Source organism: Vibrio sp. 10N.247.311.47, from assembly GCF_041467535.1.
In the GTDB taxonomy this organism is placed as follows: Bacteria; Pseudomonadota; Gammaproteobacteria; order Enterobacterales; family Vibrionaceae; genus Vibrio; species Vibrio crassostreae_C.
In genome coordinates this window covers 12032-26925 of sequence record NZ_JBFSUR010000038.1, presented here as the reverse complement: position 1 = coordinate 26925, position 14894 = coordinate 12032, and the positions used below count along the sequence as shown (strand labels likewise).

The following is a 14894-nucleotide window of genomic DNA, read 5'->3' as shown; positions in this document are numbered from 1 at the left end:
GTGATGAATAGAACCCCCGATTAGGCGAAAGTTTATATTTTTCTGTGATGACCAAACCGCGTCACCACTGAAAGATTCTTTGTAATTTTTTTTCACGACGTATTATGCCGTATATGAAGAGCGCCACCTTGAGATAAATCAGGATTCGATTTCCTGATAGAGAGATCGATGCTGACTCAGGTTCTAACATAATTAAATGTGAGCGATAGCTGATAAATTCAAGTTCAAAAGATAGCGTTAAACCACTTTTTTTCCAAACACATTATAAAGGATGGCGTATGTGGATTCAGAAGACTATACACCTAAATGCAAGAAAGCGTGGATTTCATCTCATTACTGATGAAATTGAACAACAGATACACGATATCAATTCTCTATCTGTTGGTTTATTACATCTTTTTATCCAACATACCTCTGCCAGCCTCACGCTAAACGAGAACGCTGATCCTACCGTCCGTACCGATATGGAGTCGCACTTTAATAAGTTTGTCCCAGAGCGAGCGCCCTACTACAGACACACCTATGAAGGTGATGATGACATGCCTGCCCACATTAAAGCATCGACACTTGGCACCAGTGTGACAATACCAATTAGCAATGGTCGTTTAGCTTTAGGAACATGGCAGGGTATTTACTTAGGAGAGCACCGAGATTGTGGTGGAAGCCGAACTGTGATTGCTACGATGCAAGGTGAGTAGACTGCTTGAAAACAAGATCTCCTTAATAAAAACAATATCTTGTTAATAAAAAAGAGTGGTGTGTTTCCACGACCACTCTTATAAAAATAGTATTTGGCCTACTGTAGGCCGAAAGGTTTAGAAGGGCTGGTTTATCATAACCCTAAAGGCCCCTTCGTCACCACCTCGCGCCAACTCAGCACGTACAACAATACCTTCCACTTGGAAACGCACCGCGCCACCTAAGCTCCATTTCATGTCCGAGTGCAGTGTTTTGATGTCGTACTCATCGGCAACGCGCCCTAATTCAGCAAACGCTACCCATTGCCACCAAGGCAAATCGTAGTAGTTTATCAGTGGGATATCGCCAAGTGGTTGCCAGTCAGGAAGTACTCGGTACTCAGCAGAATAATGAACTGCAGAGCGACCGTGATAACGACCTCCGGTATAACCTCGTAAACGATACAAGCCACCCAATCGAGCTTGCTCCGTTTCTGGTGGGCGAGCACAATCTTGCCCAGAGCAGTTATCCCACGTTGGCGTATCAGCAGTATAGAAATCGAGTGCCACAACTTGTTGATCGAATAAGTCCCCTAAAGGACCTAAAGCAAAGTACTGGCTATTTTGGAAGGTCCACTTAAGCCACAAGTCATCGTTAGACCAACTCTCTGCGCCAGTGGTGAACTCAAGGTTAGTGTGAGAACCTCTGGTCGGGTTGCGTGTGCTATCACGGTTATCCCAATCAAACGCCAAACTAAAGCCTGTTGCCTCCTCGGTATTATTTAAACCTTCCAACTCACGAGCAGTATAAAAAGGCGTAAATAGAATCGAACTGACACCCGATTCGACTGGCGAAGCAAAACTGAACTCTTTGATTGGTTGAAACGCGCCGAGTAAGCCATGCTCTGCAACGTTGCCCCAAGGTAGCAAATACTTAAACTCAAACTGATAGTTTTGCTCTAAGCCATCAGCAATGGTTTTGTCATCGATAGATGAATCATTATCGCCTTGAGAACCAATGTAATACGGGTTGTCGTTGAAGCGCGCTTGATACATCTGAGTGCTAAACAATACGTTCTCAGACAAGGCATAGTTAAAGGCCGATAGAAAACCGACATAGCTGTCTTTGTCTGAATAGAGTGCAATACCAAACAGAGCGGCTTGAGGTTGCCAAACACCCTTTGCGACACCCGCAACCCCAAAGGTGTTACCCATGGTTTCGGTGCTGAAGTAGAAAGGAACAAAGGCTGAATCTTTTTCTTCACTCACAGCGGAAGAAGAAAAGCTGACACCGAGTAATGTCATTGCAGACATTAGCCAGCTTCGAGTCGTTCGCTTGAACATAATTTACTTATCAAGATCCATGATTACTTCACATATTCCATCGCAACACGCGAAGTCAGCTTAGTGACTAACTCGTAAGCGATAGTGCCGATATGTTCAGCCACTTCTTCTGAAGGTAAATCTTTACCCCACAGAGTCGCTTCATCGCCGACTTTATCTGCCGCATCAGGGCCTAGATCAACCGTTAGCATGTCCATTGATACACGTCCTGCGATCGGTACTTTTCGACCGTTAACGAACACTGGAGTACCGTTAGGTGCAGTACGAGGATAACCATCACCATAACCAATCGCGATAACACCAACCTTGGTATCACGTTCACTGGTCCAGTTTCCGCCATAACCCACACTTTCACCGGCTTTCACATCGCGAACGGCAATTAGGTGTGAGGTCAGGGTCATCACAGGCAAAAATCCAAGCTCTTGCGCTGATTTATCAACAAACGGAGAGACACCGTAAGATATGATTCCCGGACGAACCCAATCAAGGTGGCTGTCTGGCCAAGCGAGTAAACCCGCAGAGGCAGCAAGTGAACGCTCCCCTTCACAACCTTCAGTAAGCGACAAGAAAAGCTCTGTCTGTTCAACGGTGGTTGCTCTATCCAGTTCATCAGCACAACCGAAGTGGCTCATGTAACGTAGAGGTTTGGCAACATTCGCACATTGATGCAAACGCTCAACAAAGTTTTGGTATTGCTCAGGGCGAACACCTAATCGGTGCATACCACTGTCGACTTTTAGCCATACCACAACGGGTGTTTCCAAATCCGCATTCTCTAGCGCGCTTAATTGCTCTTCACAATGCACCACCGTTTGAATGTTATTGGTCACCAAGATTGGCAAATCGCCCGAAGAGTAAAATCCTTCCAGCAACAAAATAGGTTTAACAATGCCACCAGCACGAAGTTGTAACGCTTCTTCAATACGCGCCACACCAAAAGCATCAGAGCTTTTTGAATGCTTGGCTATATGCAGTAAGCCGTGTCCGTAGCCATTGGCTTTCACAACAGACATGACCTTGCACTGAGGAGCCTTCGACTTTATCTGGTTCAGGTTATGTTCGAGCGCGTTTAAGTCAATGCTCGCCGTCGCCGCTTTCATGTAAGTCATTAGCGATTACTCATCATCAAATGCAGGGCCTGCATAGTTATCAAATCGGGAGTGTTGGCCTTGGAACGTAAGACGAACAGAACCGATCGGACCGTTACGTTGCTTACCAAGGATGATCTCAGCAATGCCTTTCAAGGAACTATCTGGGTTATAAACCTCATCACGATAGATGAACATGATCAAATCGGCATCTTGCTCAATCGAACCTGATTCACGCAAATCCGAGTTTACTGGGCGCTTATCAGCACGTTGCTCTAGGGAACGGTTAAGCTGAGAAAGTGCCACAACCGGAACGTTGAGCTCTTTTGCTAACGCTTTCAATGAGCGAGAAATCTCGGCGATTTCAAGAGTACGGTTATCAGATAACGAAGGTACACGCATTAATTGAAGGTAATCTATCATGATCATAGAGATACCATCGTGTTCACGAGCGATACGTCGAGCACGAGAACGCACTTCTGTTGGCGTTAGACCCGAGCTGTCATCGATATACATATTCTTCTTATCCATCAGAATACCCATACTCGACGAGATACGAGCCCAATCTTCATCATCTAGCTGACCAGTACGAATCTTGGTTTGGTCTACGCGAGAAAGTGACGCAAGCATACGCATCATCAGCTGTTCGGCTGGCATCTCTAGCGAGAAGATTAAAACCGGTTTGTCTTGCTTCATCGCCGCGTTTTCACACAAGTTCATCGCAAATGTGGTTTTACCCATCGATGGACGAGCAGCAACAATAATTAAGTCAGAGCCTTGTAGACCTGCTGTTTTCTTGTTGAGGTCGTTGAAGCCAGTATCGACACCTGTCACACCATCTTGCGGCGTTTTGTATAGGATCTCGATACGTTCTAGCGTCTTCTCTAGAATGCTATCAACGTTTTGTGGACCTTCGTTTTCACTTGCACGGCCTTCGGCAATCGCGAAGACTTTACTTTCAGCAAGATCAACCAGCTCTTCCGATGTACGACCTTGAGGGTCATAACCAGAATCAGCAATCTCATTCGCGACACCAATCAGGCTACGAACAAGTGCACGTTGCGCTACGATATCCGCATACGCATTGATGTTTGCGGCACTTGGTGTGTTTTTCGCTAAGTCAGCAAGGTAAGCAAAGCCACCCACTTCTTCAAGTTGCTCACGCAGCTCTAAATGTTCAGAGAGTGTAATAAGATCCAGAGGAGAACTTTCTTCAAGGATATCCTTTACCGCTTCAAAGATCAGACGGTGAGGACGGCTATAAAAGTCTTTGGCCACAACCTTTTCGGCAACTGTATCCCAGCGTTCGTTATCTAATAACAAACCGCCAATAACAGATTGCTCAGCTTCTAATGAATGTGGCGGGACCTTGATGGCGTCCACCTGATCGTTGGCTGATTTCTGACTTTTGGTATCCACTATGACTACACTCAATAACTAATAATGATCGTTCATTATACCCAAGAACATCCGTTTGTAATCCGATCCTATGAGTTTGTTTTATTCTTCAGGAAGAATTTACCTATTGCTGACGGAATTAACCAAGGGTAGCATTACGATCCTGCCATTCACTCACTGTATAACTAGAGGTATGCGTGTCCAAATTATTGGCTCTGAGCACTGGTCTTCTAAGCTCTAGTCTTCTAAGCATCGGTCTCCTGAGCGCTCCGTTGGCCTTAGCTGATGATGCTAAAGCCTCTGTTGATGCTAAAGACTCTGTTGATGCAATCCTCGACTCTATAGTAGTTTCAGAACCTACTTCTGAGCCGATCGTCGTTGCACCGACACCTGAAGAAAAAGATATGGATATCGCACCGAGTGATACAAGTGATACAGAACTACCGAGCCCGCTAAAAACGGAAGTCGAATTTGGATATCAGTCGCATACTGGTAACTCTGATTCACGAGCGCTTAACGCACGCCTTAACGGTGAGTACACGGCTGGCCGTCATAGAACCAGTGGTGAATGGAAATACTACAACCTCTACAAAGATGGCGAAGAAGACAAAAGGCAATCGACTTACTCAGCTCAGAGTGACTACAAGTTAAGCCCTAAAACCTACCTTTACGGCAGTTTCAAAGGAGTCGACTCGAGATACAGTGCTTACTTTAAGGACTACACAATTTCGAGTGGTCTGGGTTACCAGTTTTCGAATACCGAAGAGTTTGTATTGGAAGTCGAAGTGGGCCCAGGTTTTCGTTACCAAGAGCCAAACCTCGATGAGATCGACGATGATGACATCATCTTCCCAGAGATTGTTGAAGAGGCAATTTTCCGTGGCAACGTGAATACGTCATGGCAGGTGTTGAAGAATTTGCAGCTCAAGGCAGACGTGACGCTTGTCTCTGGTCACAGTAACCTAAAGTTTGATACTGAGTTAGAAGCCATCAACGATATTACTGACAATATCGCGCTGAAGATCGCTCACTCTCGCCAGTACCACGATAAAGTGCCTGAAGGCTTAAGCAAACAAGACTCTGTTCTATCGATCAACTTGCTCTTCCAGTTCTAATCTTAGGCCACCTCTAACCTTGAGAACAACTTGTTCAGCAATAACAGCTTATGGATCACCGTAAGCTTTTTACCTACTGTAGCCCTTCTTTGTACTTTCCTATATTCCAGACATAAAAAAACACCAGCCGAAGCTGGTGTTTAAAACTTTCAAAAGAAAGAATTCGTCTTGGTACTGAAATTACTCAGCTGCAACGATAGCGATTTTCGCAGTAGCAAAAACTTCAGAGTGAAGTTGGATGCTTACTTCGAATTCGCCGATGTTACGTAGAGCGCCTTCAGGTAGGCGTACTTCGCTCTTAGCTACTGCAACACCTGCCGCTGTAATAGCGTCAGCGATGTCACGAGTACCGATAGAACCGAATAGTTTACCTTCGTCACCAGCTTTAGAAGCGATTGTAACGCCTTCTAGAGTGTTAACGCTCTCTGCACGAGCTTCAGCAGCAGCTAGTTGCTCAGCAACTTTAGCTTCTAGTTCAGCACGACGAGTTTCGAACATAGCAACGTTGTCTTTAGTTGCCATAACTGCTTTACCCTGTGGGATAAGGAAGTTACGAGCGTAACCAGATTTAACGTTTACTTGGTCGCCAAGGCCACCTAGGTTACCGATCTTATCAAGTAGAATAACTTGCATTATCTTAGTCCTCTTAAACTATTATTAACTATTACCGATTACTGATGCTTGTCAGTGTACGGTAGTAGAGCTAGGTAACGAGAACGCTTGATAGCGCGAGCTAGTTGACGCTGGTACTTAGCGCTTGTACCAGTGATACGGCTAGGTACGATTTTACCAGCTTCAGTGATGTAGTTTTTAAGAGTTGCTACGTCTTTGTAGTCAATCTCTTGTACGCCTTCTGCAGTGAAACGGCAGAATTTACGACGACGGAAGAAACGAGCCATGGGCTATCTCCTGATCTTAAATTTAGTAAAGCGGTCTTTCACAATTATCGAAATAACTATCAATGACCTAAAACAAGTTGAGAATTTTTTAAGGCGTTAAGCCAAAAAAGAATTACTCAGCAGCTGCTTCTGGTTTAGCTTCTGTACGCTCTTCGCGACGAGGAGCACGCTCTGCACGCTCTTCTTTTTGCTTAAGCATAATAGATTGCTCAGTCACAGCGCCTTTAGTGCGCATGATCATGTTACGTAGAACTGCATCGTTGAAACGGAAAGCAGTTTCTAGCTCGTCAATCACTTCTTGACCAGCTTCAACGTTCATAAGAACGTAGTGAGCTTTGTGAAGCTTGTTGATTGGGTAAGCCATTTGACGACGACCCCAGTCTTCTAGACGGTGGATAGTACCGCCAGCTTCAGTGATAGAACCAGTGTAACGCTCGATCATGCCAGCAACTTGCTCGCTTTGATCAGGGTGAACCATGAATACGATTTCGTAATGACGCATTTGGTTGCTCCTTACGGATTATTAGCTTCCACGAGTGGCCCGGTCGTCCAGAGGAAGCAAGGAACTAAAGATAAATGACCGAGTTTTAAGGACGGCAAATGTTATAGAAAGAACCCGGTATTGGCAAGCGCTATTTGGTGAATAATGAAACAGTTTTTCTGTCGCCATCTAGCCATCCGACAAACCGATGGATTTTGCTATAACAGCCTAAAAAGAAACGCCCACCAGCAAGTGGTGAGCGCTAATAAATTCATAGACTTAAAGCAGCGTTAACGCATTACTGAGCTAAACGCTGTCTTACCGCTTCGAACAGGCAAATACCCGACGCCACAGAAACATTTAAGCTCGATACGCTACCTGCCATTGGAATCTTAATCAGATCATCGCAAGTTTCACGAGTTAAACGACGCATACCGTCACCTTCTGCACCCATAACTACCGCAAGAGGACCCGTTAGCTTCGCTTGATAGATATCATGCGTTGCTTCACCTGCCGTACCCACAAACCATACGCCCTGCTCTTGCAGTGCACGCATTGTGCGAGCAAGGTTGGTTACGCGCACGAGAGGAACCGTTTCAGCTGCGCCACATGCAACCTTGCTTACCGTTGCTGTTAACGGCGAAGAGCGATCTTTAGGTACGATAACAGCAGCGACACCTGCGGCATCCGCGTTACGTAGACAAGCGCCTAGGTTATGAGGGTCTGTTACGCCGTCTAGAACTAACAGCAAAGGCTGTTCGTGCTGCGCTAGGATATCGTCTAGGTGAGTTTCATTAAGCTGCTTAGCAGGCTTCACCTTAGCAATAAGACCTTGGTGATTCGCACCTTGTGCTTTTTCATCCAACGGCTTACGACCCATCTGTTGAATCGACACACCAAACTGTTGCAGTTGGTTCAGTAATGGAAGAAGACGCTCGTCTTGGCGACCTTTCAATACATACGCTTCGATAAAACGTGCAGGATCTTTTTCTAGTACGGCTTTCACCGCGTGAATACCGTAAATAAATTCGTTACTCATTGTCTCAAGTTACTCTTATTGCTCAGAGATGAATGACATCAATGCCGATGCATCCCTCTCTGTGTTGTTCATTTCGAGAGTATGCGTCTTACGCCTGATACTCTCGCATTAAATTAAATCAGTTAGGCGCTAAACCTGATTAGCACAGCGCCTTATTAGCCTTAAGATTTATCAGTCTTAAGACTTATCAGCCTTTGGCTTACGGCTTGCTGCACGCTTTTTCTTTGCGCGAGCTTTAGCAGCACCGGTTTTATTCGCTGGCTTTTTCTTCTTAGCAGGGCCTTCGCTGCTTCCGTCAGGTCGCTTAGTTGGCTCAACCATAGGCTTCGCTGATACACCTGGCTTATTACTCTTCACTGCTGAGCGCTTCTTGCTTTTCGCCTTTTTCATCGCTTCTGCTGCACGCTTCTTGGCTGTTTTGCCTTTGCCACGCGGCTGACGATCAGTGTCTTCTAAGTCAAAGTCGATTTGGCGAGTTTCTAAATTAACCGCAGAAACCTTCACTTTAACCGAATCACCCAAGCGGTAGATATTACCTGAGCTTTCACCCACTAGACGCTGACCAACAGCATCAAATTGGTAGTAATCATTCGCTAGCGCTGAGATGTGTACCAAGCCATCAATGTGCAGTTCAGTTAGACGAACAAAGAAGCCAAAACCAGTCACGTTGGCAATCACACCATCCATCACCTCACCGACATGGTCTTGCATGTATTCACACTTCAACCAGTCGTTTACTTCACGCGTTGCGTCATCAGCACGACGTTCAGTCATTGAACACTGCTCGCCGTAGAAGTCCATATCATCGAAAGTGTAGTGGTAACCACCAGTTGGCGTCCAACGTTCGCTGTTACGACCTTCTTCTTTCGCAATAAGGTACTTAATCGCACGGTGCAATAGCAAATCTGGGTAACGACGAATTGGCGAGGTAAAGTGAGCATAGCGTTTAAGAGCTAAACCAAAGTGACCCGCGTTATCCGCGTTGTATACCGCTTGCTTCATTGAGCGTAGCAGCATGGTTTGGATTAATTCACGATCTTCACGTTCATTAATCTGTTGCATCAGTTGTGCATAGTCTACTGGTGATGGCGACAGACCACCTTCCAGTGTTAAACCTAATTCACTTAAAAAGCTCTTGAAGCCCATTAAGCGCTCTTCGCCCGGAGTTTCGTGAACACGGTACAGCGCAGGCTCTTTCGCTTTTTCTACGTAAGATGCCGATGCGATATTCGCAAGAATCATACATTCTTCGATGATCTTGTGTGCATCGTTACGAATTACTGGCTCAATACGGTCAATCTTACGATCCGCATTGAAGATAAACTTAGTTTCTACCGTTTCAAATTCAATCGCACCACGTTCGTCACGCGTTTTCTTAAGCACCTTATACATCTTATGAAGCTCTTCAAGATGTGGTACTTCAGGTTCGTAACGCTCACGTAATTCTTCATTGCCATCTAAGATCGCGCCTACTTTGTTATAAGTAAGACGAGCATGAGAATTCATTACCGCTTCGTAGTGCTTGTAGCCTGACAGTTTACCTTTGTCTGAGATAGTCATCTCACAAACCATACATAAACGGTCTACCTGAGGGTTCAATGAACACAAACCATTTGAAAGCACTTCTGGCAGCATTGGCACGACTTGTGACGGGAAGTATACCGAGTTACCACGGTTAATCGCTTCTTTGTCTAGCGCTGTATCTGGGCGAACGTAGTAACTTACGTCAGCAATCGCTACCCATAGACGCCAGCCGCCGCCTTTCTTCGCTTCACAGTAAACCGCATCATCGAAGTCACGCGCATCTTCACCATCAATGGTAACCAATGGCAGTTTACGCAGGTCTACACGTCCTTCTTTTGCTTCTTCAGGAACATGCTCACCTAGGTTTTCGATTTGCTTATCTACCGCTTCAGGCCACTCTTGTGGGATCTGGTGAGTACGGATCGCAATCTGCGTTTCCATACCCGGCGCCATGTTTTCACCAAGAACTTCGGTTACTTTCCCCATCATGTTACGAGAACGACCACCGCGATCCGTAATTTCAATCACAACCACATTACCCATTCGAGCACCGCCTTTATGCTCAGTAGGGATCTGGATGTCGTGACTAATACGTGAATCATCAGCAACAACGTAAGAATGGCCGTACTCTAGGAAGAAGCGACCAACAAGTGGCGTTTTACGCTCTTCAAGCACACGAACCAAGCGACCTTCACGACGGCCACGCTTACTGTTGTCAGTAGGCTGAACCAATACGTAATCACCGTGCATGATGGTTTTCATCTGATGATGCGGCAGCACGATATCATTGTCTTTACCCACACTGCCGTCTGGGCGAACCCAACCATGACCGTCTTTATGACCAATCACATAGCCTTTGATCAGTTCCATCTTCTCAGGCAATGCGTAGCACTGACGACGGGTAAAGATAAGCTGTCCATCACGTTCCATTGCACGTAAACGACGACGCAGCCCTTCATATTGTTCCTCTCCAGCAAGACCCAAAGCTTCGAATAGATCGTTGCGGTTCATCGGAATATTCGCGTCTGTTAGAAACGAAATAATGAACTCTCGGCTTGGTACTGGGTTATCGTAATTTTTCGACTCTCGGTCGGCAAAAGGATCAACAGTGGTTGTCGCTGTCGTATTTTCTGACGTTGGTGTGTTTTTTGACATAGGCGGGCCTGCTTAAGCAAGGAAGGTATATACCCCTAGTATATCTGATGCTAGGGGTAAGCTACAGATATGCTTTAGAAAACACTCAAATAACCTCAGATTGATACATATCTTCACTTTGTGAAACATCGCTTCATAGACGTGGATTATCATCAAAATTTCAAGCAAACGATAAAACAAACGTTTGCGCCATGAATGAAATACACTATTATCCACGCACTTTACCAACTCCTGTTCTGGGTATGATATGAAACTAAAACGCACTTTATTGGCTTCAGCTATGGCGAGCCTAGCGCTGTTCCCATTCGCAAGTTCGGCAATGGAAAAGGCTGACCTGATGATTACCGATGCGATGGTTCTAACCATGAACCAAGACAAAACGGTTTATGAAAGCGGTACTGTTGTGGTCAAAGACAACAAAATCATTGCGGTTGGTGATGCTTCACTAGAGAAGCAGTACCAAGCTAAGCAAGTGTTAGACGTTGATGGCGATATCGTTATGCCAGGTCTCATCAATACCCATACTCATGTATCAATGACAGTTTTCCGTTCGTTAGCCGATGATGTGCCAGATCGCCTGCACCGTTACATCTTTCCGCTAGAGAAGAAGCTAGTATCGCGAGACATGGTACGCATTGGTGCCAACCTAGGTAACGTTGAAATGGTGAAAGGCGGTGTGACCACTTACGCCGACATGTACTACTTCGAAGATGAAGTCGCAAAAACCGTCGATAAGATCGGTATGCGTGCCATCCTAGGTGAAACGGTGATTAAGTTCCCTGTAGCCGATGCGGCCAACGCCGAAGAAGGCATTAAGTACGCGTTGAACTTCATTGAAGAATACAAAGATCACCCGCGAATCACACCAGCGTTTGCACCGCATGCGCCTTACACCAACACCACAGAGATCCTGCAGAAAATATCTAAGCTCTCCCTAGAGTTAGATGTTCCAGTAATGATTCACCTTGCAGAATCACACCGTGAAGAAGAGAAAATCGCAGAGCGTTCTGATGGATTGTCCCCGGTTCAATACATGGACAGCATTGGCGCACTCAACAAGAACTTGGTGGGTGCACACATGATCCTTGTTGACGATCATGATATCGAACTGGTGAAGAAATCGGATATGGGTGTAGCTCATAACATGAGTGCTAACATCAAGTCAGCAAAAGGTGTATCACCTGCCCTTAAGATGTATGACGAGAACGTGCGTATCGGTTTAGGTACTGATGGCCCAATGTCTGGTAACACACTGAGCACCATTGATGAGTTCAACCAAGTCGCTAAGGTTCACAAGTTAGTTAACAAAGATCGTGCTGCGATGCCGCCGATCAAAGTGATCGACATGGCGACCATGGGCGCAGCAAAAGCGCTGCACATGGAAGATAAGATCGGCTCTCTTGAAGCAGGCAAACTGGCTGACATCATAGTGATCGATACTAAGGCGCCAAATATGGTTCCGGTCTACAACCCATACTCAGCACTGGTGTACTCAGCTAACTCAGGCAATGTTCGTCATTCCATCGTTGATGGCAAGATCATCATGCAAGATCGCGACATGCTAACGGTAGACGAAGATAAGATCCGCCAAGAAGCACTCGATTTCACTAAGGTTGTTCGTGAAACGGTAATTGAGTCTGGTGAGGTTGTTCAATAAACTCGCAATCGAATAGCATGACCTCCTAAACGTAAAAAGCCCCGCACTAACTAAATTAGGCGGGGCTTTTTAAGTCTTGTTTCCTGTAACAATGAGTGCAGGGATCATTACAGGCTTCTTGCTCGGTATTACCAGAACACGTCTCGACGCTTTGCTCGAGCAATAATATTGTCTGGCATTCTCTGTTCCAGTCCGCTACGAAGCACAGTGATACGTCTGTGTTGTCTTTGGTCTGCGGTTACCGAATTATACAACCAACGGTAAGCATCTTCATAATCCAATGGGCTACCGTAGTCACGTAACAAGAGTTCCGCTAAGTGAATGCTCGCACTTAAGTTACCCATCGAGGCTGCTTCACGTAGATACGGAATCGCACGCTCTTGATCTTGTTGTACCAAAGTACCACGAGAGTAATAACGACCTAACTGCTCTAATGCAGCGGGTAAACCTTGATGTGCCGCGTTTTCCATATAGTAAAGGCCAAGCTCTACATCTTGTGGAACACACACACCCCAAGCCAACATATCACCGTATAAAAACTCATAAGAAGGCAAGCTAATACGCGTTGCACGAGCAACGATATCTTCAACTAACTGGCACTTATCAGCTTTCACTCGCTCTAGATGTTGATTATTTTCGATTAAATTAATCAGTTCAGCTTCTGTATATATTGGAACGGGCTCTCCCACATCAGCCAAATTAGCATGACTCAAGGGTGAGCTCAGCGCCATTATTAATGAAGCTGCCACAATTCGTAGCTTCATACCTGCACTCTATTATCTGTCGCTAAAGTTATCTATTGAGGAATGCAGAGGATTTCTACACGCACAAAACAGGGTGAACTTCACTTTCCATGATATCTGTATCGGCAATAACCCCGACGGCTTTAGACAAAACTTGCCGTTAATGGGCAATATTTTGCCTGATGACGCTTAAAAGATCACCATCAAAGAGTGAACGGCTAAATTGCAGGTATTAAAAAGCCGACTTAATAAAGTCGGCTTTTAGAAAACTATTTTATTATCAAAGCACTGTTCGTGCCTGGTAATCACTCAGCAGGCATTATGCGCCGTATGGGTGAACCTTGATGATAGTTTCGTTACGATCTGGGCCAGTTGATACGATATCAATTGGAACGCCAGTTAGGTCTTCGATACGCTTGATGTAATCTAGAGCAGCTTGTGGAAGCGCGTCGATAGATTTAGCACCAAATGTGTTTTCAGACCAACCAGGCATTGTTTCGTAGATTGGCGTCGCTTCTTCGAATGACTCAGCAGCCATTGGAGAAACTTCTAGGATAGAACCATCTTTCATCTTGTAACCAGTACAGATTTTTAGTTCTTCTAGGCCATCTAGAACGTCTAGTTTAGTTAGACACATACCAGATAGAGAGTTGATTTGGATTGCACGACGCATAGCAACAGCATCAAACCAACCAGTACGACGTAGACGACCAGTTGTTGCGCCAAACTCGTGACCAACATCGCCTAGGTGTTTACCAACTGGGTCTTGCTTCTCAAGGCCATCGTATAGCTCAGTAGGGAATGGACCTGAACCAACACGAGTACAGTAAGCCTTAGTAATACCAAGGATGTAACCGATGTGACGAGGACCGAAACCAGAACCTGCAGCAACACCACCAGCAGTCGTGTTAGAAGACGTTACGTATGGGTAAGTACCGTGGTCGATATCTAGTAGCGTACCTTGAGCACCTTCGAACATGATCTTGTCGCCGCGCTTACGTGCTGCGTCTAGTTCGTCAGTTACGTCGATAACCATCGCAGTTAACATGTCTGCGTAGCTCATCGCTTGCTCAAGAACTTCTTCGTAGCTTACTGTTTCAGCTTTGTAGAAGTGCTCTAGTTGGAAGTTGTGGAATTCCATCACTTCTTTTAGCTTCTCAGCAAATGCTTCTTTATCGAAAAGGTCGCCAACGCGTAGACCGCGACGAGCAACTTTATCTTCGTAAGCAGGACCGATACCACGACCCGTTGTACCGATAGCTTTAGCGCCACGAGCGATTTCACGCGCGTTGTCGATTGCAATGTGGTACGGAAGAATTAGAGGACAAGCTTCAGAGATGAAAAGACGTTCACGTACTGGAATACCGCGATCTTCAAGAGGCTTCATTTCTTTTAGAAGTGCGTCAGGCGATAATACTACACCGTTACCAATAACACATTTAACGTTATTACGTAGGATGCCTGATGGAATTAAGTGAAGAACGGTTTTTTCACCGTCAATTACAAGTGTGTGACCTGCATTGTGACCGCCTTGGTAGCGAACCACGTATTTTGCATCTTCAGTTAAAAGGTCAACGATTTTACCTTTACCTTCATCACCCCATTGGGTGCCTAGAACGACTACGTTATTTCCCATCTTTCCAATTTCTGTTGCTAATTAAAAATGGATTCTAGCACTGAATCACACTTCTTGCAGTCACTTTTTGTTCATAAACGTTAACGCTGTACAAAAATAAACCAGCCATAACTGGGGGCAGATGTGTAAAGATACTGA

General features: G+C 45.4%; 13 protein-coding genes. 3 read left to right on the top strand and 10 right to left on the bottom strand.

The window, feature by feature from the left end; all coding sequences use genetic code 11:
- The first annotated feature begins 278 nt into the window (after nt 1-278).
- Nucleotides 279-698 carry a secondary thiamine-phosphate synthase enzyme YjbQ gene (locus AB6E51_RS20500; RefSeq protein ID WP_017059938.1) on the top strand — a complete coding sequence of 140 codons (420 nt, stop codon included), beginning with the start codon at nt 279-281 and terminating at the stop codon, nt 696-698.
- 117 nt (nt 699-815) lie between these two features.
- On the opposite strand, the gene AB6E51_RS20495 is transcribed toward AB6E51_RS20500, so the two are convergent.
- From AB6E51_RS20495 to AB6E51_RS20485, 3 genes are read right to left on the bottom strand one after another with little or no spacing between them, the layout of a single operon-like run.
- On the bottom strand, nt 816-2021 hold the full coding sequence (locus AB6E51_RS20495) for a BamA/TamA family outer membrane protein (RefSeq protein ID WP_372059033.1): 1206 nt from the start codon (nt 2019-2021) through the stop codon (nt 816-818).
- 23 nt (nt 2022-2044) lie between these two features.
- Entirely contained in the window at nt 2045-3130 is a 1086-nt protein-coding gene (gene alr / locus AB6E51_RS20490; protein WP_017065624.1) for an alanine racemase, read from the bottom strand.
- Between the two features lie 6 nt (nt 3131-3136).
- A complete protein-coding gene (locus AB6E51_RS20485; RefSeq protein WP_016767560.1) occupies nt 3137-4528 on the bottom strand; it encodes a replicative DNA helicase in 1392 nt (463 codons plus the stop codon).
- Nucleotides 4529-4704: 176 nt separating this feature from the next.
- On the opposite strand from AB6E51_RS20485, the gene AB6E51_RS20480 reads away from it, so the two are divergent.
- A complete protein-coding gene (locus tag AB6E51_RS20480; protein ID WP_372059031.1) occupies nt 4705-5622 on the top strand; it encodes a DUF481 domain-containing protein in 918 nt (305 codons plus the stop codon).
- Nucleotides 5623-5802: 180 nt separating this feature from the next.
- On the opposite strand, the gene rplI is transcribed toward AB6E51_RS20480, so the two are convergent.
- From rplI to rnr, 5 genes are all read right to left on the bottom strand, one after another.
- Entirely contained in the window at nt 5803-6255 is a 453-nt protein-coding gene (gene rplI, locus AB6E51_RS20475; RefSeq protein WP_010434182.1) for a 50S ribosomal protein L9, read from the bottom strand.
- Between the two features lie 38 nt (nt 6256-6293).
- A complete protein-coding gene (gene rpsR, locus AB6E51_RS20470) occupies nt 6294-6521 on the bottom strand; it encodes a 30S ribosomal protein S18 (protein WP_000090472.1) in 228 nt (75 codons plus the stop codon).
- A 112-nt stretch (nt 6522-6633) separates the two neighbouring features.
- Nucleotides 6634-7023 (bottom strand): 30S ribosomal protein S6, encoded by a 390-nt coding sequence (gene rpsF / locus AB6E51_RS20465; protein WP_004741278.1) that lies wholly within the window; start codon nt 7021-7023, stop codon nt 6634-6636.
- A 277-nt stretch (nt 7024-7300) separates the two neighbouring features.
- Nucleotides 7301-8041: a 23S rRNA (guanosine(2251)-2'-O)-methyltransferase RlmB gene (gene rlmB, locus AB6E51_RS20460; protein ID WP_017063180.1), complete on the bottom strand. Its 741-nt coding sequence runs from the start codon at nt 8039-8041 to the stop codon at nt 7301-7303.
- Nucleotides 8042-8218: 177 nt separating this feature from the next.
- Nucleotides 8219-10720 carry a ribonuclease R gene (rnr, locus tag AB6E51_RS20455; protein WP_229648341.1) on the bottom strand — a complete coding sequence of 834 codons (2502 nt, stop codon included), beginning with the start codon at nt 10718-10720 and terminating at the stop codon, nt 8219-8221.
- Between the two features lie 247 nt (nt 10721-10967).
- On the opposite strand from rnr, the gene AB6E51_RS20450 reads away from it, so the two are divergent.
- Nucleotides 10968-12377: an amidohydrolase gene (locus AB6E51_RS20450; protein WP_017063178.1), complete on the top strand. Its 1410-nt coding sequence runs from the start codon at nt 10968-10970 to the stop codon at nt 12375-12377.
- A 128-nt stretch (nt 12378-12505) separates the two neighbouring features.
- Here the strand turns inward: AB6E51_RS20450 and motX are convergent, their stop codons facing one another.
- Both motX and AB6E51_RS20440 read right to left on the bottom strand, forming a co-directional pair.
- Nucleotides 12506-13141 (bottom strand): flagellar protein MotX, encoded by a 636-nt coding sequence (motX, locus tag AB6E51_RS20445; protein WP_017063177.1) that lies wholly within the window; start codon nt 13139-13141, stop codon nt 12506-12508.
- Nucleotides 13142-13439: 298 nt separating this feature from the next.
- Entirely contained in the window at nt 13440-14756 is a 1317-nt protein-coding gene (locus AB6E51_RS20440) for an adenylosuccinate synthase (protein WP_010434108.1), read from the bottom strand.
- Nucleotides 14757-14894 lie beyond the last annotated feature (138 nt).